16 protein-coding genes are annotated in these 23,512 nt (G+C 63.4%); 4 read left to right on the forward strand and 12 right to left on the reverse strand.

Features of this window, described 5'->3' with window-relative positions; all coding sequences use genetic code 11:
- Nucleotides 1-35: 35 nt before the first annotated feature.
- Nucleotides 36-995: a metal ABC transporter ATPase gene (locus ACPFMA_RS26325; protein ID WP_425929173.1), complete on the forward strand. Its 960-nt coding sequence runs from the start codon at nt 36-38 to the stop codon at nt 993-995.
- Between the two features lie 64 nt (nt 996-1,059).
- Here ACPFMA_RS26325 and hldE read toward each other — a convergent pair whose 3' ends face one another.
- Both hldE and msbA read right to left on the reverse strand, forming a co-directional pair.
- Nucleotides 1,060-2,481, reverse strand: a complete 1,422-nt coding sequence (gene hldE / locus ACPFMA_RS26330; protein WP_064301483.1) for a bifunctional D-glycero-beta-D-manno-heptose-7-phosphate kinase/D-glycero-beta-D-manno-heptose 1-phosphate adenylyltransferase HldE — start codon at nt 2,479-2,481, stop codon at nt 1,060-1,062.
- 130 nt (nt 2,482-2,611) lie between these two features.
- Nucleotides 2,612-4,417, reverse strand: a complete 1,806-nt coding sequence (gene msbA, locus ACPFMA_RS26335) for a lipid A export permease/ATP-binding protein MsbA (protein WP_009399397.1) — start codon at nt 4,415-4,417, stop codon at nt 2,612-2,614.
- 155 nt (nt 4,418-4,572) lie between these two features.
- Between msbA and ACPFMA_RS26340 the strand changes: the two genes are divergently transcribed.
- Nucleotides 4,573-6,414, forward strand: coding sequence for an O-antigen ligase family protein (locus tag ACPFMA_RS26340; RefSeq protein ID WP_425929176.1), 1,842 nt, complete (start codon nt 4,573-4,575; stop codon nt 6,412-6,414).
- Between the two features lie 2 nt (nt 6,415-6,416).
- Entirely contained in the window at nt 6,417-7,622 is a 1,206-nt protein-coding gene (locus ACPFMA_RS26345; RefSeq protein ID WP_064301481.1) for an acyltransferase family protein, read from the forward strand.
- 5 nt (nt 7,623-7,627) lie between these two features.
- On the opposite strand, the gene ACPFMA_RS26350 is transcribed toward ACPFMA_RS26345, so the two are convergent.
- The 10 genes from ACPFMA_RS26350 to putP form a co-directional block, all read right to left on the reverse strand.
- Complete coding sequence (locus ACPFMA_RS26350; protein WP_425929178.1) at nt 7,628-8,242, reverse strand: CatB-related O-acetyltransferase; 615 nt, start codon at nt 8,240-8,242, stop codon at nt 7,628-7,630.
- Nucleotides 8,243-8,248: 6 nt separating this feature from the next.
- Nucleotides 8,249-9,133 (reverse strand): glycosyltransferase, encoded by an 885-nt coding sequence (locus tag ACPFMA_RS26355; protein ID WP_425929180.1) that lies wholly within the window; start codon nt 9,131-9,133, stop codon nt 8,249-8,251.
- Nucleotides 9,130-10,284, reverse strand: a complete 1,155-nt coding sequence (locus tag ACPFMA_RS26360; protein WP_425929182.1) for a glycosyltransferase — start codon at nt 10,282-10,284, stop codon at nt 9,130-9,132. The genes ACPFMA_RS26355 and ACPFMA_RS26360 overlap by 4 nt, the downstream gene beginning before the upstream one ends.
- Entirely contained in the window at nt 10,281-11,165 is an 885-nt protein-coding gene (locus ACPFMA_RS26365) for a DUF6625 family protein (protein ID WP_425929184.1), read from the reverse strand. The genes ACPFMA_RS26360 and ACPFMA_RS26365 overlap by 4 nt, the downstream gene beginning before the upstream one ends.
- 52 nt (nt 11,166-11,217) lie before the next feature.
- Nucleotides 11,218-12,654, reverse strand: coding sequence for a PIG-L deacetylase family protein (locus tag ACPFMA_RS26370; RefSeq protein ID WP_425929186.1), 1,437 nt, complete (start codon nt 12,652-12,654; stop codon nt 11,218-11,220).
- The gene (locus ACPFMA_RS26375) at nt 12,621-13,517 is read right to left on the reverse strand and encodes an antimicrobial resistance protein Mig-14 (protein ID WP_425929188.1); all 897 of its coding nucleotides are present in this window, start codon (nt 13,515-13,517) and stop codon (nt 12,621-12,623) included. Before ACPFMA_RS26375 ends, ACPFMA_RS26370 begins: the two co-directional genes overlap by 34 nt.
- Entirely contained in the window at nt 13,517-14,647 is a 1,131-nt protein-coding gene (locus ACPFMA_RS26380) for a glycosyltransferase (RefSeq protein ID WP_425929190.1), read from the reverse strand. The genes ACPFMA_RS26375 and ACPFMA_RS26380 overlap by 1 nt, the downstream gene beginning before the upstream one ends.
- Nucleotides 14,631-16,388, reverse strand: coding sequence for a carbamoyltransferase family protein (locus ACPFMA_RS26385; RefSeq protein WP_420058901.1), 1,758 nt, complete (start codon nt 16,386-16,388; stop codon nt 14,631-14,633). Before ACPFMA_RS26385 ends, ACPFMA_RS26380 begins: the two co-directional genes overlap by 17 nt.
- A gap of 234 nt (nt 16,389-16,622) precedes the next feature.
- Nucleotides 16,623-17,459: a 23S rRNA (adenine(2030)-N(6))-methyltransferase RlmJ gene (locus ACPFMA_RS26390; RefSeq protein WP_420058900.1), complete on the reverse strand. Its 837-nt coding sequence runs from the start codon at nt 17,457-17,459 to the stop codon at nt 16,623-16,625.
- Nucleotides 17,460-17,583: 124 nt separating this feature from the next.
- Nucleotides 17,584-19,068, reverse strand: a complete 1,485-nt coding sequence (putP, locus tag ACPFMA_RS26395; RefSeq protein WP_064301471.1) for a sodium/proline symporter PutP — start codon at nt 19,066-19,068, stop codon at nt 17,584-17,586.
- A 354-nt stretch (nt 19,069-19,422) separates the two neighbouring features.
- Here putP and putA point away from each other — a divergent pair, with 354 nt between their 5' ends.
- Entirely contained in the window at nt 19,423-23,376 is a 3,954-nt protein-coding gene (putA, locus tag ACPFMA_RS26400) for a trifunctional transcriptional regulator/proline dehydrogenase/L-glutamate gamma-semialdehyde dehydrogenase (protein WP_064301470.1), read from the forward strand.
- Nucleotides 23,377-23,512: the final 136 nt, after the last annotated feature.

The raw sequence follows: 23,512 nt of genomic DNA on the forward strand, positions 1-23,512 counted from the left end.
CGCCGCGGCCGACCCCAACGCAAGAAGGAGCCGACATGCCGCGAACGTTGATCCGCAAGAATCCCAGCAACTTCAAGACCCTGCCGCTGCACGTCGAAGCCGGCGCGGACGGGCTGAGCTACCAGAGCATCGGCCGGCCGCTCAACTTTGCCCAGACCCTGCAACGACGCAAGGCGATCCAGTTGCCGGATCACGAACGCTTCGCCGTCGAACTGGCCAACCTCGGCGTCTCGGTACGCCTGACCCTGTGCTGGCAGCACCGCGACTACTGGGTGCTGGTGCGCCAGCGCCGGCAGGACCGCGGCGATGTGGTGCTCAAGCTGATCTCGGGCTATGTCCCGGCGCAGGAGCTCAACCTGCCGCTGCATACCGCCGTCCAGGAAGTTGCCGAGGAATGCTTGCTGGAAACCCCGGAAGGCTGGCTCGGCGGACGCTTCAACGACACCTGGCTGCCGGCGCCCTACGCCGCCGCCCTGCATTATTGCGAGGCACTGTCGTTCAACCTCTCCCCGCACACCGGCGCGGCGCGGCCGGTACGCTGCGGTAGCCAGCAACTGATCGAACGGCCGCGGGCCTACGTGCATCTGCCGACGGCATCGCTGCAACTGATCTACGACCTACGCCTGCAGGTGCCGAAGGAAGCCAAGTCGCTGAGTCTGTTCCATGTCGACGAGCGCCTGGAGGGCGACCAGCTTGTCGCCCGCCTGGATCGCGCGCGCCCCGACCTGTACCTGATGCCGCTGGAAGACGGCAAGCCATTGCCCGAGTTGTACACCCTGAAAAAGGACAGGCTGGTACCGGCCAGCACCCGCGGTCTTTACCTGGCCGAAAGTTTTGCCCAGCAGGAAGGCTGGGTGGTGAAGGACGAGCGGATTCGCTGGAAGGACTGGCTGCGCCAGCAAGGGCTGGCGCCGAACAGGCCCAGCGGCTTGCAGCGGATTACCGGAAAGGCGAAGGCGTTGTTGCAGATGGCGCGGGGCGGGTTGAGCAAATAGACGACACAGCTCCCACAGGCTCCGCGTAAACCAGAAGGGCCTGCAATGCAGGCCCTTTTTCATTTCAGTTCTTGCGGATCTTCTCGACGATCGCCGTGGTCGAGCTGTTTTCCACCAGGCCCAGCACCTTCACCGTGCCGCCGTAGGCCTTGACGATATCCGCGCCGACCACCTGGTCGATGCCATAGTCACCACCCTTGACCAGCACGTCCGGCTTGACCTGGCTCAGCAGGTTCTCGGGCGTGCCTTCGGCAAAGCTGATCACCCAGTCGACCGCACCCAGCCCCGCCAGCACCGCCATGCGCCGATCGACGCTGTTGATCGGACGCCCCGGCCCTTTCAACCGGCTCACCGACGCGTCGTCGTTGACCGCGACGATCAATCGGTCACCCTGGGCCCGCGCCTGCTCCAGGTAGGTCACGTGACCGGCATGGAGAATGTCGAAGCAGCCATTGGTGAAGACGATCTTCTCGTTGTGCGCACGGGCATCGTCGATGGCCAGCAGCAGTTGCTCCAGGCCCAGCACGCCGCGCTCGGAGCCTTCCTCGCGCTGGATCGCCCGACGCAGCTCCGGCGCGCTGATCGCCGCAGTACCCAGCTTGCCGACCACGATACCGGCAGCCAGGTTGGCCAGGCCCACGGCGTTGGGCAGGTCTTCGCCTGCGGCGATTGCCGCGGCCAGGGTGGAGATCACCGTGTCGCCGGCACCGGTGACATCGAAGACTTCACGGGCCCGGGCCGGCAGGTGCAGAGCCGGATGATCCGGACGCAGCAAGGTCATGCCGTGTTCGCCGCGGGTGACCAGCAAGGCCCCCAGCTCCAGCTCGCGCATCAGCTCGCCACCCTTGGCCACCAGCTCGGCCTCGTCGGCACAGCGACCGACGATGGTTTCGAATTCGCTGAGATTCGGGGTGATCAGGCTGGCGCCACGGTAGATGGAGAAGTCCTTGCCCTTGGGGTCGGCCAGTACCGGGATGCCGCGCTCGCGGGCCGCCTGGATCAGGCTCTGGTGGTTTTTCAGTGCGCCCTTGCCGTAGTCGGACAGCACCAGCACCCTGACCCCTTCCAGCAAGGCCTCGACCTCGGAGCCCAAGGACAGCGGGTCGGTGGCGAAGGGTTCCTCGAAATCGATACGCAGCAGTTGCTGGTGCCGGCTCATGACCCGCAGCTTGACGATGGTCGGTTGGTGGGCGATGCGCTGGAACACCGAACGCACGCCAGCCGCCTGCAGGCTGTTGGCCAGGCTGTCGGCCGCCTCGTCCTGGCCGGTGACGCCAACCAGTGCGGCAGGTGCGCCCAGTGCTGCGATGTTCAAGGCGACGTTGGCCGCGCCGCCGGGACGATCCTCGATCTGCTCGACCTTGACCACCGGCACCGGCGCTTCAGGCGAGATCCTCGAAGTACCGCCATGCCAGTAGCGGTCGAGCATGACATCGCCGACCACCAGAACCGGGGCTTGATCGAAACGCGGCATGGACAACTTCATGGATAACCCATCAGACAGAATGAACAGGGGCGGGATATTAGCACAGGGTTGGCGACAGCTCGCCTGTGCCCGCTAGCGGGCGCCCCGTTAACGCCAAGGCGCCCGGCCTGGATGGCCCGGCGCACTTGTTTCAGGTGATGTCGACCTTGCCCGGCTCGTCGAGGCCCATGGCATGCAGGCGGGCATAGTAGCCGTTGGCAGCGAGCAGTTGCTCATGGGTACCGCGCTCGACGATCCGGCCTTGGTCCATGACCAGGATCAGGTCGGCCTTCTCGATGGTCGACAGCCGGTGGGCAATGACCAGGGTGGTACGCCCTTCCATGACATGGTCCAGAGCCGCCTGGATATGCCGCTCGGATTCGGTATCCAGGGCCGAGGTCGCCTCGTCGAGGATCAGCAGCGGCGCGTTCTTCAGCAACGCCCGGGCGATCGCCAGGCGCTGGCGCTGGCCACCGGACAGCAGCACGCCGTTCTCGCCGACCTGGGTATCGAAGCCCTGCGGCAACTGATCGACGAAGTCCTTGGCATAGGCCGCAGCTGCCGCCGCCTCGACATCGGCGCGTGGTGCACCGGCCAGATCACCGTAGGCGATGTTGTTGGCCACGGTATCGCTGAACAGGGTCACGTGCTGGGTCACCTGGGCAATGTGCCGGCGCAGGTTGAGCAGGCGGTAGTCCTCGACCTCGATGCCGTCGAGCAGGATCTCGCCATGGCTGTGGTGGTAGAAGCGCGGGATCAGGCTGGCCAGGGTCGACTTGCCGCTGCCCGAGCGCCCCACCAGGGCGATCATCTGGCCCGGCTCGGCCGAGAAGCTGATGTCGTCCAGCACCAGGCGATCGGTGCCGGGGTAGGTGAAGCTGAGGTTGCGCACGTCGAGACGACCGCTGACGCTCTCGCGCTCGACGGTGCCCTTGTCCAGCTCCGGCTCGACATCCAGCTGCTCGAAGATGCTTTCCGCGCCGGCGACGCCCTTCTGGATGGTCGAGCTGACTTCCGACAACTGCCGAATGGGCTTGGGCAGCAGGCCGGCCAGGGTGATGTAGGCGACCATGTCACCGGCCGAGGCGTCACCGCGCAGGTACAGCACCAGGAACATCAGGATGGCCATGGCGGTATAGATGACCAGCTGCAGCAATGGGGTGTAGATCGCACCGGTGCGGGTCATGCGCAGTTGCTTGTCGGTATTGCTCTGGCTGGCGTCGAGGAAACGCTTCTGCTCGTAGACCTCGCCACCGAAGCTGCGCACCACGCGATAACCCTGGATGGTTTCCGAGGCCACATGGGTGACATCGCCCATCGCGACCTGGATCTTCTTGCTCTGCTTGCGGAATTTCTTGCTGGCCCGGCTGACCATGAAGGCGATCAGCGGCAGGATGGCAATCATCACCAGGGTCAGCCGCCAGTTCATCAGCAGCAGCGAGCCGAACAGGAAGATCACGGTCATGCCTTCGCGGATCACCACCTTGATCGCATCGGTGGCGGCACCGGTGACCATGGTCACGTTGAAGGTGATGCGCGAGATCAGGTGTCCGGAGTTGTGCTTGTCGAAATAGCGGTTGGGCAGGGTCAGCAGGTTGTTGAACAACTGGACGCGCAGGTCATGCACCAGGCCCAGGGAAACCTTTGCCAGGAAATAGTTGCCGAGGTAGGAGCCAAGGCCCTGCCAGGCCGCGATCAGGATGATCAGCAGCGGCACCGCCTGCAGCAATTGCAGGTCGCGCAGATAGGGAACACTGGGGAAGAGCACGGCTTCGGGGTTGGACAGGCCATCGACGAAGTACTTGAGGATGTAGCCCAGCATCGGTTGGGTCGAGGCAAAGATCAGGAAGCCGACGATGCTCAGCAGGAACAGCCCGATATAGGGCCGGACGTAGCCAAGCAGGCGAAAGTAGATCTTTATGCTCGAGGGGCTGGCGGAGCCACTGGAATCGGTCATATCACGGAGGGAAGTGGAAATTGGGAGGCCGACTTTAACACAGCTTCATGACAGGGTAATTCGGGGCCCTCAGGCCAATCGCTACGTTTCGCAGCGCTCTGGCCATGGCTGGGTTAAGATTGCGTCCTTTCTCACTACGACAACCCGCCCAACGTATGTACCCAAGCATCCAGAACAGCGCTAATCGTGTTTTTGACGCCATAACCCTGTGGCTGTTGCCAGTCGGTTATTTCCTTTTGCTGAGTGCGTTGTTCTTCCTGCCGGATCGCAGCCTCCACCACAAGCTGTACTACGCCCTGTTCAGCATCCCGACGCTGATCGCCCTGTGCCTGCGGCCGGCCATCCTGAAGGAACTGATGCGCGAGCCGATCGTGCAGTTCTTCACCCTGTTCGCCCTGTTCGCCCTGCTGAGCATCCTGTGGACTGCCTCCGACGCGGGAACCAGCGGACTCATCAAGCGCCCGCTGCACATTTTCATGCTGTTCGCCGGTACCTGCCTGCTGGTACAACATCGTCCCGAGATGCTCAAGCCGACCTTCTTCGGCGCAGCATTGCTGGCGGCGGCTGGTTCGATCGAGGATATCCTGGCCTTCGCGCCCTACTTCGCCAAAGGCGAACGTCTCGTGGGGTCGGGAGCCATGGATAACCCGTTGCTCAGCTCTCATTTGTTTGGATTCTTCTGTACTTATTGGCTATGGGCTTCCCTCAACAGCACAAGCCTGCGAACACGGGCTATCTGTGTAGTCGGCCTCGTCGTCATGCTCGTAGCAGTACTGGCCACCGGGTCGAGAACTCCACTGGTCGCCTTGGCCATGGTAGTTACTTGGATGACCCTGCTGAGCACCGGGCGGCGCGCGCTTCTGCTACTGCTTGTTATCCCGGTGGGCGGCATCATCCTGTTCACCTTCGCGCCGGATATGATGATAGGCCGAGGAGATTCATATCGCTTCGAAATCTGGCATTTCGCCCTGAGTCAGATCCTTCAGCATCCATGGACAGGCCAAGGCTATGATGCACCATTCAGTATTCATCTCATTGGCTACAACCTAAGCGAAACGCACAATTTTGCCTTGGGCGTCCTGTACGATCTAGGCGTCATCGGTTTCCTTCCGTGGGCAAGCATGATCGCTGCCGGCCTATATACCGGCTGGCGCCATCGTAGCCAGCAGCTTTTCGTCCTGGCCTCGACACTTTTGGTATTCGGCATAGGTGCAGGCCTGACAGAGGGCGGCGGCATCATGTCCCGGCCGAAGGAGCATTGGTTCCTTCTGTGGATCCCGCTGGCACTGCTTGCCGCCCTGAGTATCGCGCAGCGCGCCGGGCGCCTGCCATCTGTAGAAATGCGCAGGCTATCCCGGGAAGACAGCGAGCGACTTGCTACCGGTGCCGTAGTCATTGAAGAAGATGGTCTGGGACCAAAGGTCCTGCGCGTGCAGGATGGCAGCTTCCTAAAGCTGTTCCGCCGCCGACGCTGGTTTACCTCAGGCGGGCTGATCCCTTACTCGCAGCGCTTCGTTAGCAACAGCCAGCGCCTAGCTGCGCTGGGCTTCGTCACACCGCAGATCCTCGACCTGCATATGACTGCGGACGGTAATCAAGGCGTGCGCTACCAACCACTGCCGGGCCAGACCCTGCGCCAGGTGTTCGAGAAAGCTGCATCGGCGGAAGAGCGCACGCGCCTGAGCCATCACCTCGGGGCCTTTGTCGCACGATTACACCAGAAAGGGGTGTATTTCCGTTCTCTGCATCTGGGCAACGTGTTGTTGCTGCAGGAAGGTGGCTTTGGCCTTATCGATTTGGCCGACCTGCGCATCCTGCCCTCACCACTGTCGCAGGAACTCCGCCAGCGCAACCTGCGCCACATGCAACGCTACGACGAGGACCGCAACTGGCTGTTCAAAGAACATGTCGAAGCGCTCCTGAATGGCTATGCCGAGGTCGCATCCAGTCGCAACGTAGAACTGGTACGCAAACAACTTCAGCCAACAGACCAATAACCATGATGGCCGCCCCCTTGCTGTCGCTTGCAGTGTATCTCCTCGCCCTGGGGAGCGCGGCGCTGTTGATCCGGATCCGGGCGCTGGCCAGTAATCTGCCGCAGGCTGCCGGCCGCTCCTCGACCCTGGACGGCTTGCGTGGCTACTTGGCGCTCGGCGTCTTCATTCACCACGCGGCTATCGCCTGGCATTACCACCAGAGCGGCCAGATCGGCATGCCACCTGAGCGTTTTTTTGCCCAGATAGGCCTGGTCGGAGTTGCCCTCTTCTTCATGATCACCGGCTTCCTGTTCTGGGACCGGCTGCTCAAGCAAAGGCGTCAGCACGACTGGGCCACTTTCGCGATATCGCGGATCTTCCGTCTTTACCCGCTCTATCTGCCCTTGCTGGCGGCACTCGTAGCAACAGTGTTCTACCTCAATGACTGGCGCCTACAGGAGAGCCCGGCACAACTGCTCAAGCACCTGTCGCTTTGGCTGATCTTCGATCGACCGGACATCAACCTGGTCACGGGCACAGGCAACCTGATCTCCAACGTAACTTGGACCCTGAGCTACGAGCTGTATTTCTACCTGGCCCTGCCGTTGCTCGGGATGATCTTCCTGTACCGCGGCGCACACCTGAAAACCATCGCCTGCCTGGTCGGTCTGTACCTGCTGGCGCAGGTCGTCGGCTGGGAGCACTCGCTGAAGAAAAAGTATCTGCTGAGCTTCGCCGGCGGCATTGCCGCAGCTTACTGGGTGCGTCGTCCAGCCTTGGTGGCCTGGGGTCGCAGCCGCCTGGCGGCGATCGTCGCAGTCGTGCTGTTGATCGTAGTGATGACCCTGCTGCGCAAGACCTTTGCGGTGTTCCCGCTGCTGTTGCTGAGCGTGGTGTTCTTCGTGGTGGTATCGGGCAACGATCTGTTCGGCGCTCTACGCCTGCCCAGTGCACGCTGGCTTGGCGAAATCAGCTACAGCACCTATCTGCTGCACGGGTTCCTGCTGTGGTGGCTGGCTTACCGCATTTACCCGCAGACGGGATTCGCCTTGTACGAGCCCCTACCGTTCATCGTCCTCATAGCCCTATGCACCCCACTACTGGTGCTGATCAGCAGCCTGACCTTCCTGCTCTTCGAAAAACCGGGTATCAACCAAGGCAAGGCCCTGGCACGCTGGCTGAAGAATAAGCAGAAATCGCGACAAGCCAACGCTGCCAAACAAGCCTGAGCGGATCAGCGCTGCCTGACGTAATCGAGAAACGCCTGGATATCATCGCTGCACAGTTTTTCCATGGTTTGGCGAATCTCCGCCTCCGGCCAGTCCCACCAGGCCGCCCGCAGCAACTCGGCACGCACGTCTTCGGGAAAGCGCCAGTTGATCACTTTCGCCGGGTTGCCACCGACGATCGCATAAGGGAGCACGTCGCGGGTTACCAGGGCGCCAGCGGCAACGATTGCGCCGTGACCGACCGTCACGCCCGAGAGGATGCTGCTGTTGGAACACAGCCAGACATCGTTGCCGATGACCACATCGCCACGAGTACCGTTGTAATCCTTGATATGCGCCGCTTCGTCGAACATCGCCGGGAAGGGATAGGTCGTCACCCAATCGGCCCGGTGGTGCCCGCCCAGGAAGATCTCCACGCCCTCGGCAATCGAACAGTAGGCGCCGATCCTGAGCGTCGAGCCCTCCTGCCAGTCATGCACCTCGGGCAGCCCGTAGCTGCCGATACCGAACTCGTACTGCGGGTAACGCGCCTTGAAACGCGCCCGGCCGCGCTCGCTGCGGGGCAGCTTGCGGATCTCGCGCTTGGCGCGCTTTTCCAGAAACCGTGCGATCCAGCCCATCGACGGTCAGCTCCGTTCCAGTGGTGAAAAGAACAAGCGCCCCAGGCCACGCCAGGTCTTGCGGGTAAACGCCCGCAGCGGAATCTGCGCCAACAGCTCGCGGGCCAGCTTGCGATCACGGTTCGCCACCTTGAGGAACATCGAGTTCAAAGCCTTGAACTTGACCTCCTCATAAGCCGGATGATCGCTGAAATGCGCATAGATGCGCAGGATGCTCTCGATCATGAAGCGGTGATTCTTGTACGAGTTGGTCGCGTGCTTGCGGTACTGCGCCATGACCACGGGCAGGCCGTCGATGACATAGCCGGCATGGGTGATCTTCAGCTCGATATAGAGGTCTTCGAGGCGAATGCTCGGATCGAAGCCACCGACCTTTTCCAGCGCCTCGCGGCGGAACAGCAAGGTGGGCGCCGGCGGATAGGGTTTGCGCTCAAGGAACATGTCCTCGAAATCGGAGCGCCTGAACGGGGTATCACGGCGCTGGCGCTTCTCGGGAAAGAGGTCGCCATTGGAGTCGATCAGCTCGATATTGCCCGCACAAATACCCACTTCGGGCTTGTCGGCCATATGCGCGACCTGAATGGCGATGCGGTCCGGCATCATGATGTCGTCCGAACCGAAGGTGGCGATCAGCTCACCATGGGAACGTGCGATACCGTCGTTCAGCGTACGGGTCAGCCCCTGGTTCTGCTGGACCTTGAAATCAAAACCATGCACGGCCTGCAGGCGCTGGATGCGCTCGACGCTGTCGTCGGTGGAACCATCGTCGATCACCAGCAGTTCGATGTGCGGGTAGGTCTGGTCGAGCACGCTCTGGATGCTCTTTTCGATGTAAGGTCCGTGGTTGTAAGAAGCGATGATGACGCTTACCAGGGGTTGCTTGTCGGTCATGCCGGTTCCTTGTTCGCCTGGGCCAGGCCGGACTCGATCAGGTCCAGGTACTGCTGGCGGAAGACATCGATGTCATGGTTGCCCTGCAGGTACTGGTAGGTCTGCTCGCCCTTGGCGCGCAGGGCCTGCTCGTCCAGGGCCAGGTAGCTGTCCAGCGCTGCGGTCAGTTGCGCTACGTTGCCCGGCTCCACGGCCAGCCCGCCGGCGCCCTGGATCAGCGGCAGCATGGCCGGCACGCTGGAGGCGATCACCGGCAGCCGTCCGCTCATGCCTTCGAGCAGGGCCAGGCCCAGGCCTTCGGCCATCGACGGCATGGCCCAGATATCGAAGGCGCGTACATATTGCAGGGCGTTTTCCTTGAAACCCAGCAGGTGGGCGCGGCCACCCAGGCCCAGTTGCTCGATCTCTGCCTGAAGGTTCTGCTGTTCACGTCCAGCGCCGATGATCGCCAGTTGCGCCTCTGGATACTTGTCCTTGAGGGCCGCGAACGCCTTGAGCAGGTGGGTGTGCCCCTTGACCCGCACCAGGCGGCCCAGCGCGCCGACCAGCCGCGCATCCGCCGACAGCCCCAGCAGCTCGCGGGCTTTCTCGCGGGAATGCTGCAGCGCTTCGGCCTGGGGGATATCGATGGCGTTGGTGATGGCGTGGGTGTTCTGCTCGGTAAAGCCGCACTTGCAATCGACCAGGTACTGCTTCACCGCAGGCGACACCCCGACGAACTGCCAGTGACGGTCCACCAGGCGCTGGGTCTGGCGACGCCGGTAGAAACGGTCGTATTCGCCGAAGCCATGGGAGATGCCGATGCACAGCGGGATCTTCAGCCAGCGGTTGAGCTGCAGCATCATGTTGACCGGCTTGAAGCGGTTGCAGATCACCACGTCGAAGCCTTCCTTGCGGCAAAAGCGATAGAGCTTCCACAAGGCAAGCAAGCGCATGCCCTTGAGGGCCTTGTCGCTGAAGTCAAAATACACCGAATGATCGGAACGGCTCACCGGCTCGCCCGGCCCCGGCTTGCCCTTGAGGAAGGCCATGGTGGTTTCGAAACGCTCGGGCGGCAGCGCCTTGACGATCTGCTCGGCGAGATCGGCGAAATCATGACGCTTGATGTTGTAGTCAGGCTGCAATTGCAGAACCTTGAAACGTCGCTTCATAAGGCTCCCTGGTGAAAACCGTTCTGGTCGATCACCCAGCTTGGCGAGGCCGCCAACCGGGCAGTTTCCGCCGGCTCGGGCCTGGGCAGTTTCGACCACTCGTTACGCTTCCAGCAGACGAAATGGAAATAGGGAAAGGTGCGCTGTCCATCACGGTCATTACTCAGGCATCCCTCCCGCCAGTACCAACGACGTGGAAAATCAGTGCTCCCGTCGTGCCACTTGATAACTCCACCGGGTGTGCTGAACGCCTCGGTGAATTCGCTTCGGCGGCGCAACGGATTGAACTTGCCGACCAGACTGAAGATCGGCTTGGGGAAGTTCTTGCGCCACAGGAACAGTCGACTGAACGCCCCTTCGTCGATGGCATGGTGCTCATCGTCGGTAAAGCGTTCACGCCAGTTCTTGATCCGCTTGAACAACCCGCGCTGCTCGGATGTGTTGCGCATCACGCACAGATGCCCTGCAACCCGGCGCTCGTGAGTGGAGAAAAGGTCGTTGCGCGCCAGCCTCTCGGCAGTGAAATAGGCACGCAGGTCTCCGTAGACAAGGTCGATATCACCGAATGCCCAGAAGTCGTAACCCAGCAGACGATCTTCATGGATATGACCCAAGGCAGGCTTGATATCGCACAGCTTATAGGCATGGGCCGGGGAAAAATCGATCTCCAGGCGGTCCGATACCAGTTGGCAATAGGCTGAATAGCTTATCGATTCGACACTGACATTGGCCGGGAGGTTTTCGGGCACGCCGCAGTCGCTGAACAGCAGCCAGTCGATATCCGGATTGCGCCGGCAGCTTTCCAGGTAGAACGGCATCCAGAACGGCCATTGCCCGAAGTAGGGAATGACGAACAGTATCCGTGGCTTGGACTTGATCACTTACAGCTCTCTTGGTTGATCCAGGGTACCGGTACTTTAGGTCCCCATTTCTTTATTTTCGTTTCACGACCCAGAGGAGCTCGTGACGCCGCACCGCCTTGCGGAAAAATTCGTTCTCGCCGAACGGCGACGCCTTGCGTCCCGCCAGCAGCCGCTGAATCAGCCGGCGCATGCGGCGCTTGAAAGGCGGGCGTGGTTGCAGGTCGTGCATCATACCCAGCGCCATGGCCTTGTCGCACTGACGCCGGGCATCCAGGCCCAGGCTGCAGGGCAGCCACTGCTCGTCGCCTTCGGTGACCGGTGGCAGGGCTACGCCAGTCCCGGTGTCACCCATGGGCCAACGGTCGTTGTCGTGCAGGTGGTTGGCGTAGCCAAGCAGGGTCCCGGGCTGCCAGTCGAGACCTTGCAAAGCCTGTACCAGTGCCTGATGGGCGCACAGATGGTCGGGATGCGGGTCGAGCACCGGGTGCGGCAGCACGATCACTTCCGGGCGGGCGGTCTCGATCAGTGCGCGCAGGTCGGCGAGCAGGTTGTTCCAGTTCGGCACTCCGTCGTCCCCGGGCAAGGCCAGGCTGTTGAGCCGACGGAACGGTCGGGTATCGGCGGTATCGGCTTCACGGGAGCCAAGGGGCTCGCCAGGCGAAGCCTGCATCGCCGGCAATTGCAGGCAGAAGTAGCCCAACTGCACGCAGTGTGCCTCGGGGACACCTGCCCAGCGCGGTACCGCGATACTGTCCCAGGCCCGCAGCCGCCCCTTGAGCCGGGCCGCCTCGACAGGGTTCAGCCCCATGCGCTGATAATGATCGGCCTCGATTTCACCGGTCGTCAGGGTGACGATCCACGCCTCCTTGGCCTGGCTGTACAGGCCGTAGGCGGCCAGTTCGGCATCGTCGGCATGTGGCGCGATGACCATGACGCGCTGCTGGCGGTAGTCCGGATGGCGGATAACCCACAGCTTCGGTTGCCCGAGCAGCCGGCAGAACTGCCCGCGCAAGGCCAGCCGGCCTTGTGCAAGTGCGCTGCCCATCCCGCCAAGATTGAGGTAGCGCAGCCCCTTGGCACCCCGCTCGAAACCCTGCACGTCCTGTTCCCCGTCGCCAGCGATGATCACGCCGGGATCGAGGAAACGGCCCAGCCAGCCGCTTTTCAGTTGCACCTGGAGAATCAGGGTTTCATGACCATCGAGGGCCAAGGGCTGCTCGGGTTGCAGGCGGCCGTCACGCAGTTGCACCGGGTGTTCGCACTCATCCGGGAAGCGATAGCGATAATCCTGCGCCGGCGAATAGAACAGGTGATCGGCGAACCACGCCTCATGGGCCACCCAGCCAAGCACTGCCAGCATCAGCGGCAGCCACCAGGCCACAAGCACGCCGACAACCACCAGCAACAGCAGGCCAAGGAGCAGCGCCACGCGCTTGTTACGGCGATGGCGCTTGAGCAATTGCTGCTTGCGGTTCAAACCTGGAATACCGGCACGGGGTTGCACCATCGGTCCTTGTACTCGCGATCGGAACGCCCGAAGGAGAAGCGCAGCGCCTTGTTGCGGGCGCGGGCATCTTCCCAGGCGCTCTGGGTGTTGAGGAAGCTGAGCACACTGCCGGGGCTGAATTCGCGGGTCTGCGGGTCGACGCCACCGTTGACGTACTCGACGCTGATCCACGCCGGCGCCTCGACCCGGTACACCAGCTGGATGGCAATGGCAGCGTCATTGAGGAACACCACCGAGCCGATCAGCAGCGAACGCAGGCGCTCGACGGCCTCGACCATGCATTCGGCGCCGGTGGCCGGAAAACCCCAGCGACGCTGAAAAAGATCGCAGTACATCGCCGCGATCTCTGCACTGTCGAAGTCCTGAATCGGCTTTACCACCCCGCCCGCCTCTTCCAGCAGGCGCAGTTCGCGACGCTGGTTGTAGCGGAACTTCTTCGATAGATCTTCCGGCTCGCGGGCCATCGCCAGCGACTCGGCCTGCGGCTTGAGCAGGCTGAAACGGCCCTGGTTCAGTGCGGACAGGTAGCGCGCAGCATGGCGCAGCGGAGCCTGCGCCCCGGCGGCGGCGGGCAGGATGATTTCGGCATTGCCCAGGTCGAACAGGCCTTTTTTGCCCTGGCGCTTGAGCACGTCCTTGGACAGGGCCAGGTAACGCCCCCAGGTGGGGATCGCCGCCTGGATTTCACCTGCCTGCTCCCAGCCCAGGTAGCGCACCGGGATGTCGGCCATTTCGGCAAGCTGCGCGACCACCAACGGATGGGTGGCGACGCTGCCGCCGAAGCGGTTCCAGGCCTGTGCATACGTCTCGGCGTCAACGACGCGCCAGCCGCGCTCGCGCCAGCCTTGCAGTCGATTGAGCATCAGGCCTCCGCAGTCAGGGCGACGACAGTCGGAAGCTGCCAGAACACCTGGCGTACCGCCTCGTCGGAGAAGCGCGCGCGCAGGCGTTCCAGCATGCGCTGGCGGCATTCCTCGAGCTGCGCCTGGTCCATTCCGGCCAGTACCTGCAGGGACCTGGCCAGCGCGGCGGCGTCGCCCAGCGGGAACAGCACGCCAACCCCTTCCACCACTTCGGTGGCACCGCCACAAGCGCTGGCCGCTACCGGCACCCCGGCGACCATGGCTTCCAGCAGGACCATGCCGAATGGTTCATGGTCGGAACTGAGGGCGAAGGCGTCGAACGCCGTGAAGTAGCGCCTGGCATCGGCAACCTGGCCGACAAAATCCACCTGGGCGGTAATGCCCAGTTCGGCGGCAAGCGCCTTGAGCGATGCCTCCAACCGGCCCTTGCCGAGGATCGCCAGGCGCGCACCGGCTGGCAGCGTCGGCAAGGCCTGGGCGAAACCGCGCAGCAGGGTGGCCTGGTCCTTGTCCGGGTGCAGGCGACCGACGTTGCCGACGATCCAGGCCCCGGCGTCCAGCTTAAGCGCGGCACGAGCTTCGCCAGCCGGCACCAGGCGCGCCTGCAACGCCTCGATATCGACCCGGTTGTAGAGGGTCTGGATACGCTCGGCAGGCCAGCGCTTCAGGCTCCGGCGCATATCGTCGCGTACCGCATCGGACACCCCGAGCAGGCTTAGGCGCTTGCTGAAGAAATTGGCGAAGAACTGGCGACTGCCGCGCTTGTAGTCGCCGAAGGCGTGATGCACGCCGATTACCGGCAGACGCGTAGCCAGCAAAGTGATGTAGATGGGCTTGAAGCGATGGGCGATGCAGAAGCTGAAATCCCGCGCTGCGGCAATCTTGCGCAACGCCCGGATCGCCCCCAGCTTCAGGCCACGAATGGCGCTGGAGCTGAATTCGAGGAACAGCACCTCGTCGCTGGCGCAACCTTCGGCCACACGAGGATCGGCCTTGCCGGTGAGAAATACCGTGGTGACCTTGTAGCCGCTGCCGACGAACAAGCTGGCGTACTGACGGGCGCAGTCGAGGAAAGGCCCGTCATAGCCATGGCAGAACTGCAGGACGCGCTTGTCAGTCGAGCGTGTCATAGGCTTTCGCGCCGTCCTTCACTACCAGGATGTCTTCCATGATCAGGTATTGAAGATCGGAGCCGAAGAACATGTTCAGCGCGTCGGTCGGCGAGCAGATCATCGGCTCGCCACGGCGGTTGAGCGAGGTGTTCAGCGACACACCGTTGCCGGTCAGGTTTTCCAGGGCCTTCATCATGTCGTAGTAGCGCGGGTTGTATTCGCGCTTGAGCACCTGGGCGCGGGAAGTCCCGTCCTCGTGGACCACTTCCGGCACGCGGGTCTTCCATTCTTCGGCGACTTCGAAGGTGAAGGTCATGAACGGCGCCGGGTGATCCACCTTGATCATCTGCGGGCCGACAGTGTCCAGCATGGACGGGCAGAACGGCCTCCAGCGCTCGCGGAACTTGATCTGCTCGTTGATCCGGTTGGCCACGCCCGGCACGCTCGGGCAGCCGATGATCGAGCGACCGCCAAGGGCACGCGGGCCGAACTCCATGCGGCCCTGGAACCAGGCCACCGGGTTGCCGTCGACCATGATCCGGGCAATGCGCTCGGGCATGTCGTCGATCCTGCGCCACTTCGGCGCGCTCGGGTGACGGGCACAGGCGGCGATCACGTCCTCGTTGGAGTACGCGGGGCCGAGGTAGACGTGTTCCATCTTCTCGACCGGCACGCCGCGGGCATGGGAAACATAAGCCGCGGCGCCGACTGCGGTACCGGCGTCGCCGGAGGCGGGCTGCACGAACAATTCGGTCACGTCCGGACGGGCGATGATCTTCTGGTTCAGCTTGACGTTCAGCGCGCAGCCGCCGGCGAAGGCCAGCTTGCCGGTTTCCTTGAGGATGTCGCCCAGGTAGTGGTCGATCATCTGCAGGGCCAGCTTCTCGAACAGCGCCTGCATGCTGGCGGCGTAGTGGATGTACGGCTCGTCGGCGATGTCGCCTTCGCGCTTCGGACCCAGCCACTCGATCAGCTTCGGCGAGAAGTAGAAGCCCTTGCCCTTCTCTTTATAGCGGCGCAGGCCGATGACGTTGGCGTACTCGGTGTTGATCACCAGTTCGCCGTTTTCGAAGCTGGCCAGGCGCGAGAAGTCGTACTTGCTGGCGTCGCCGTAGGGCGCCATGCCCATGACCTTGAACTCGCCATCGAGCATCTCGAAGCCGAGGAACTCGGTGATCGCACCGTACAGGCCGCCCAGGGAGTCCGGATCGAAGAACTCCTTGATCTTGTGGATCTTGCCGTTCTCGCCATAGCCGAAGAAGGTCGTGGCGTATTCGCCCTTGCCGTCGATGCCGAGGATCGCGGTCTTTTCCTTGAAACCGGAGCAGTGATAGGCGCTGGAGGCGTGGGCCAGGTGGTGCTCGACCGGTTCGATCTTGATTTTCTTCGGATCGAAGCCCAGTTGCTCCAGGCACCAGACGATCTTCTTGCGGTAGCGCTTGTAGCGGCGGTTGCCCATCAGGATCGCGTCAAGGGCGCGGTCCGGGGCGTACCAGTAGCGCTTGGCATAGTGCCAGCGAGCCTCGCCGAACAGGCTGATCGGGGCGAACGGAATCGCCACCACGTCGACGTCGGACGGCTTGATGCCGGCCTGTTCCAGGCAAAACTTCGCCGACTCGTAGGGCATGCGGTTCTTTGCATGTTTATCGCGCACGAAGCGCTCTTCTTCGGCGGCGGCGATCAGCTTGCCGTCGATGTACAGGGCCGCGGAAGGATCATGGCTAAGGGCGCCGGACAGGCCAAGAATCGTCAATGCCAAGGGTCTAGCCTCTTCATTCGGTAAAAATGCGCCCCGGCCTCGTGGGCGGGCGGCGGCGAAAGGGCGGGATTATAACGCAAAGCGGGTGGGCAATAGGAGGGGCGGTACGGTGACCGATCTTGAGGCCCCATCGCCGGCAACGCCGGCTCCCACAAGGGTCGTGGCGCACGCAGTACCTGTGGGAGCCGGCGTTGCCGGCGATGAGGCCATCAAGGACGACGGATAAACCCGGCTTTACTCAGCGATCAACCAATCCATCCGCCAGCTCCCGCCGGTCTGCCCCAGGCACTCGGCCAGCCAGGGCAGGAACTCGCGCAGCTCTTCCTCCAGCCCCCACGGCGGGTTGGCAATCGCCAGGCCGGAGCCATTCAGGCTCTGCGGCGTGTCCTGCGGATGCACATACAGCTCCACCCGCAACAGCTTCGGCGCGCCGGTACTGGTCAGGTCCTGGTAGAAGCGCACCAGTTGCTTCTGCTCCTTGATCGGGTACCAGATCGCCGCGACGGTCTGGCGCATGCGACCGATCGCCTCCTTCATCGCGGTGGAGCAGCGCTTGAGCTCGTCCGGCTGTTCGAACGGCGGGTCGATCAGCATCACCGCGCGCTTCTCCTGCACCGGCAGCAGCGCACGCGGCACATGCCAGCCCTCGCCGAGGTGCACGGCGACACGCGGGTCCTTCTTCATGTTGTCCTTGAGCAGGCGCCCGTCCTCCGGGTGCTTCTCGTTGAGCAGCACGCGGTCCTGCTGGCGCGCCATGCGCCGCGCCAGCTCCGGCGAACCGGGGTAGTAGCGCAGTTCGCCATCGGCATTCAGGCGCTTGACGATGCGCAGGTAGTCCGCGGTGATCGCTGGCAAGTCCTCACGCCCCCAGAGCCGGCCAATGCCCTCGATCCATTCGCCGGTACGGGTCGCCTGGTCGCCCTGCAGGTCGTACAGGCCAAGGCCGGCGTGGGTATCGATATAGGCGAACGGCTGCTCCTTGCGCGACATCAAGGCGATGAGGCGGGTGAGCACGATGTGCTTGAAGACGTCGGCGTGGTTGCCGGCGTGGAAGGCGTGACGATAGTTCATGGCGACTCCTGAGGGACCGGGAAGTTTACCCTGTCAGGCCGCCGTCGTCAGGTCGGGCCCGCCGAAACGACAGCGGCCCGCCTCTCTCGAAGAGGCGGGCCGCCGGCTCAAGCGCGATCAGCGATCACTTGTTGGCGTGATAGTCCGCGTCGGCCTTCTCGAAGCGCGCCACCATGGTGGACGACGCCCGGCCCATGCTGCTCACCAGCACGATGGCGAGGGTGGCGAAGATGAAGCCCGGGATGATCTCGTACAGGCTGGTGCCCGAGTAGTTCTTCCACAGGATCACGGTCAGCGCGCCAACCACGATACCGGCCAGTGCGCCATTGCGGGTCATGCCTTTCCACAGCACGGAAAGCAGCACTACCGGACCGAAGGCGGCGCCGAAACCGGCCCAGGCGTAGGCCACCAGTCCCAGCACGCGGTTGTCCGGATTGGCAGCCAGGGCGATGGCGATCAGCGCAACGGCCAGGACCATCAGGCGACCGACCCAGACCAGCTCAGGCTGCGAAGCGTTCTTGCGCAGGAAGGTCTTGTAGAAGTCCTCGGTCAGGGCACTGGAGCACACCAGCAACTGGCAGCTCAGGGTGCTCATCACCGCCGCCAGGATGGCCGACAGCAGGACACCGGCAATCCACGGGTTGAACAGGATCTTGGCCAGTTCGATGAACACGCGCTCGTGGTTCTCGGTGACAGGGCCGGCCACTTCCGGATGCGCCGAGAAATAGGCGATACCGAAGAAGCCCACGGCACAGGTACCGGCCAGGCACAGGATCATCCAGGTCATGGAGATGCGACGGGCATTGGCGATCGACTTCACCGAATCGGCAGCCATGAAGCGCGCGAGGATGTGCGGCTGGCCGAAGTAGCCCAGGCCCCAGCCCATCAGCGAGATGATGCCGATGAAGCTGGCATTGCGGAACATGTCGAAGTTGGCCGGATTCTGCGCCTCGATGGCGAGGAAGGTGGTGTCTACGCCGCCGGTGGCGAGCAGCACGAAGATCGGCGTCAGCAGCAGGGCGAAGATCATCAGGCCGGCCTGCACGGTATCCGTCCAGCTGACCGCAAGGAAGCCGCCGACGAAGGTGTAGGCGATGGTCGCTGCGGCACCGGCCCACAGGGCGGTTTCGTAGGACATGCCGAAGGTGCTTTCGAACAGGCGGGCACCGGCGACGATGCCGGACGCGCAGTAGATGGTGAAGAACACCAGGATCACCACTGCGGAGATGATCCGCAGCAGGCCGCTCTGGTCTTCGAAACGACTGGCGAAATAGTCCGGCAGGGTCAGCGCATCGCCGTTGTGCTCGGTCTGCACGCGCAGGCGGCCGGCGACAAACAGCCAGTTCAGGTAGGCACCCACGGTCAGGCCGATGGCGATCCAGGCTTCCGAAAGGCCCGACATGTAGATGGCACCCGGCAGGCCCATCAGCAGCCAGCCGCTCATGTCCGAGGCGCCGGCGGAAAGTGCGGTCACCACGCTGCCGAGGCTGCGGCCGCCGAGAATGTAGTCGGAAAGGTTCTTGGTGGAGCGATAGGCCATGAAGCCGATCAGCACCATTGCCGCGATGTAGATCACGAAGGTAATCGTGATGGGATTGCTTGCTGTCATGTATTGCGCCCTGGCGTTTGTTTTTATGTAGCAACAACCCTCGTGGGGTTGCACCCAGGCGGCGAACCCTATGCCACAACGTAAATTCGGTGCAACCTTTTTTACAAAGCTAGTTGCACCCTGTATGAAATTTCCCACTAAAGCGCCTTCTTGCTCCTTTTCGGCGCAAAAAACACCTTTTTCATAAGCAAACGCACCACTAAAAGCCGTTTCTGTCGTGGGGTTTTCGGCGGCCGGATGAGTTGCACCGCCGTCCGCAAAAAATTGGGTTGCACTAGGTTGCACCCGGAAACGTGCCCGGCTAATCTTGGCGCCAGCTTAGCCACGGCCCAGTGGCAATAACGAGGATAAGAAATGGCGACGACCACCCTTGGGGTCAAACTCGACGACCCTACCCGTGAGCGACTGAAGGCCGCTGCGCAGTCCATCGACCGCACGCCACACTGGCTCATCAAGCAAGCGATCTTCAACTACCTGGAGAAGCTGGAGGGTGGCGCCACCCTGACCGAGCTCAACGGTCAGGCCGGACCTATCGGTGACGACGCGGGCGACGTACAGCCCGACCACAGCCACCAGTGCTTCCTCGAATTCGCCGAAAGCATCCTGCCGCAATCGGTGCTGCGCGCGGCCATTACCGCCGCCTACCGCCGCCCAGAGCAGGAAGTGGTGCCGATGTTGCTGGAGCAGGCACGCCTGCCGGCCGCCCAGGCCGAAGCCACCAACAAGCTGGCTGCCGGCATCGCGGAAAAATTGCGCAACCAGAAGAGTGCAGGCGGTCGTGCCGGTATCGTCCAGGGCCTGCTGCAGGAATTCTCCCTGTCGTCCCAGGAAGGCGTGGCCCTGATGTGCCTGGCCGAGGCCCTGCTGCGCATCCCCGACAAAGGCACCCGCGACGCCCTGATCCGCGACAAGATCAGCACCGGCAACTGGCAGCCGCACCTGGGCAACAGCCCGTCGCTGTTCGTCAACGCCGCTACCTGGGGCCTGCTGCTGACCGGCAAGCTGGTCAGCACCCACAACGAGTCCGGCCTCACCTCGTCCCTCAGCCGTATCATCGGCAAGAGCGGCGAACCGATGATCCGCAAGGGCGTCGATATGGCCATGCGCCTGATGGGCGAGCAGTTCGTCACCGGCGAGACCATCGCCGAGGCCCTGGCCAATGCGAGCAAGTTCGAATCCAAGGGCTTCCGCTATTCCTACGACATGCTCGGCGAAGCCGCATTGACCGAGCACGACGCGCAGAAGTACCTGGCTTCCTACGAGCAGGCCATCCACTCCATCGGCAAGGCCTCCCACGGTCGCGGCATCTATGAAGGCCCGGGCATCTCGATCAAGCTCTCGGCACTGCACCCGCGCTACAGCCGCGCCCAGTACGAGCGGGTGATGGAAGAGCTGTATCCGCGCCTGCTGTCCCTGACCCTGCTGGCCAAGCAATACGACATCGGCCTGAACATCGACGCCGAGGAAGCCGACCGTCTGGAGCTGTCGCTGGACCTGCTCGAACGCCTGTGCTTCGAACCGCAACTCACCGGCTGGAACGGCATCGGCTTCGTCATCCAGGCCTACCAGAAGCGCTGCCCGTATGTGATCGACTACGTCATCGACCTGGCCCGCCGCAGCCGCCATCGCCTGATGATCCGCCTGGTGAAGGGCGCCTACTGGGACAGCGAGATCAAGCGCGCCCAGATCGAGGGCCTGGAAGGCTATCCGGTCTACACCCGCAAGGTGTACACCGACGTGTCCTACATCGCCTGTGCGCGCAAGCTGCTGTCGGTGCCGGAAGCCATCTACCCGCAGTTCGCGACCCACAACGCCCATACCCTGTCGGCCATCTACCATATCGCCGGTCAGAACTACTACCCGGGCCAGTACGAATTCCAGTGCCTGCACGGCATGGGCGAGCCGCTGTACGAACAGGTCGTAGGCAAGGTCGCCGATGGCAAGCTGAACCGTCCGTGCCGGGTGTATGCCCCGGTCGGGACCCATGAAACGCTGCTGGCCTACCTGGTCCGCCGCCTTCTGGAAAACGGTGCCAACACGTCCTTCGTCAACCGTATCGCCGACCACTCGATTTCCATCCAGGAACTGGTCGCCGACCCGGTCGCCACCATCGAACGCATGGCCACCCAGGAAGGCAACGTCGGCCTGCCCCACCCGCGCATTCCGCTGCCCCGTGACCTGTACGGCAGCGAGCGGGCCAACTCGGCCGGTATCGACATGGCCAACGAGCATCGCCTGGCCTCGCTGTCCTGCGCGCTTCTCGCCACTGCGCACTCGCCATGGAAAGCAGAACCGCTGCTGGGCTGCGCGGCCAGCCAGGAAGCTGCGGTACCGGTGCTCAATCCGGCGGACCATCGCGATGTGGTCGGCCATGTCCAGGAAGCCACGGTCGCCGACGTCGATAACGCCATCCAGTGCGCGCTGAATGCCGCACCGATCTGGCAGGCCACGCCACCGGCCGAGCGCGCCGCGATCCTCGAACGCGCCGCCGACCTGATGGAAGCCGAGATCCAGCCGCTGATGGGCCTGCTGGTCCGTGAAGCGGGCAAGACCTACGCCAACGCCATTGCCGAAGTCCGCGAAGCGGTCGACTTCCTGCGCTACTACGCGGTGCAGGCACGCAACGACTTCAGCAACGACGCCCACCGCCCATTGGGCCCGGTGGTGTGCATCAGCCCGTGGAACTTCCCGCTGGCGATCTTCAGCGGCCAGGTGGCTGCCGCACTCGCGGCCGGCAACCCGGTACTGGCCAAGCCCGCCGAACAGACCCCGCTGGTAGCGGCCCAGGCCGTGCGCCTGCTGCTCGAAGCCGGTATTCCGGAAGGCGTCGTGCAACTGCTTCCGGGCCGCGGCGAAACCGTCGGTGCCCGCCTGGTCGGCGACGATCGAGTGAAAGGCGTGATGTTCACCGGCTCCACCGAAGTCGCCCGCCTGCTGCAACGCAATATCGCCGGGCGCCTGGATAACCAGGGGCGCCCGATCCCGCTGATCGCCGAGACCGGCGGCCAGAACGCCATGATCGTCGACTCCTCGGCGCTGACCGAGCAGGTGGTGATCGACGTGGTCTCCTCGGCCTTCGACAGCGCCGGCCAGCGTTGCTCGGCCCTGCGCGTGCTGTGCCTGCAGGAAGATTCCGCCGACCGCGTGATCGAAATGCTCAAGGGCGCCATGGCCGAAAGCCGCCTGGGCAACCCGGAGCGCCTGTCGGTGGACATCGGCCCGGTAATCGACGCCGAAGCCAAGGCCGGCATCGAGAAGCACATCCAGGGCATGCGCGAGAAAGGCCGTCCGGTGTATCAGGTGGCCATCGCCGACAGCGCCGAATGCAAGCGCGGCACCTTCGTCATGCCGACCCTGATCGAGCTGGAAAACCTCGACGATCTCAAGCGCGAGATCTTCGGCCCGGTGCTGCACGTACTGCGCTACAACCGCAAGGACCTGGACCAGTTGATCGAGCAGATCAACGCCACCGGCTACGGCCTGACCCTCGGCGTGCACACCCGCATCGACGAGACCATCGCCAAGGTCATCGACAACGTCCATGCCGGTAACGTCTACGTCAACCGCAACATCGTCGGTGCCGTGGTCGGTGTACAGCCGTTCGGCGGCGAGGGCTTGTCCGGTACCGGTCCGAAGGCCGGCGGCCCGTTGTACCTGTACCGCCTGCTGTCGACCCGTCCGGCGGATGCCATCGAGCAGTCGTTCCAGCGTGGCGACGCCGGCAACAAACCGGACAGCCAACTGCGCGACGTCCTGCTGAAGCCGTTCGAAGCCTTCAAGGCCTGGGCCTCCAGCGCCCAGCACAGCGACCTGGTGCAAACCTGCGAGCAATTCGCCCGCCAGTCCCAGAGCGGCATCACCCGCCTGCTGGCCGGCCCGACCGGCGAACGCAACAGCTACAGCATCCTGCCGCGCGAGCACGTACTGTGCCTGGCCGACAACGAAGCCGACCTGCTGACCCAACTGGCGGCGGTGCTGGCGGTGGGCAGTTCGGCCGTGGTGCTGGATGGCGAGCCGGGCAAGTCGGTGCGTTCGCGCCTGCCGAAGGAAGTCCAGGCGCGGATCAAGCTGGTCAGCGACTGGAACAAGGAAGACGTGCACTTCGACGCCGTCCTGCACCACGGCGACTCCGACCAGTTGCGCGGCATCTGCGAGCAGATCGCCAAGCGTCCGGGCGCGATCGTTGGGGTGCATGGCCTGTCGTCGGGTGAGACTGCGGTAGCGCTGGAGCGCCTGGTGATCGAGCGGGCACTGAGCGTGAACACCGCTGCAGCGGGGGGTAACGCGAGCCTGATGACTATCGGCTGATAGTCGAAGGGAAAAAAGCGGGGCGGGTTTCGTGGACTTCTGAAGGAGGTTCGCGAAGCCCGCCCCGTTTTTTGTCGCCCAGAAAGCGCTCGCCTTTAGCCCTGCGGCGCCCCTGAGATCGAGCGCCGCCCGCGCG

Origin of the sequence: Pseudomonas sp. NyZ201, from assembly GCF_049860765.1 — a bacterium.
GTDB classification, from domain to species: domain Bacteria; phylum Pseudomonadota; class Gammaproteobacteria; order Pseudomonadales; family Pseudomonadaceae; genus Aquipseudomonas; species Aquipseudomonas bharatica.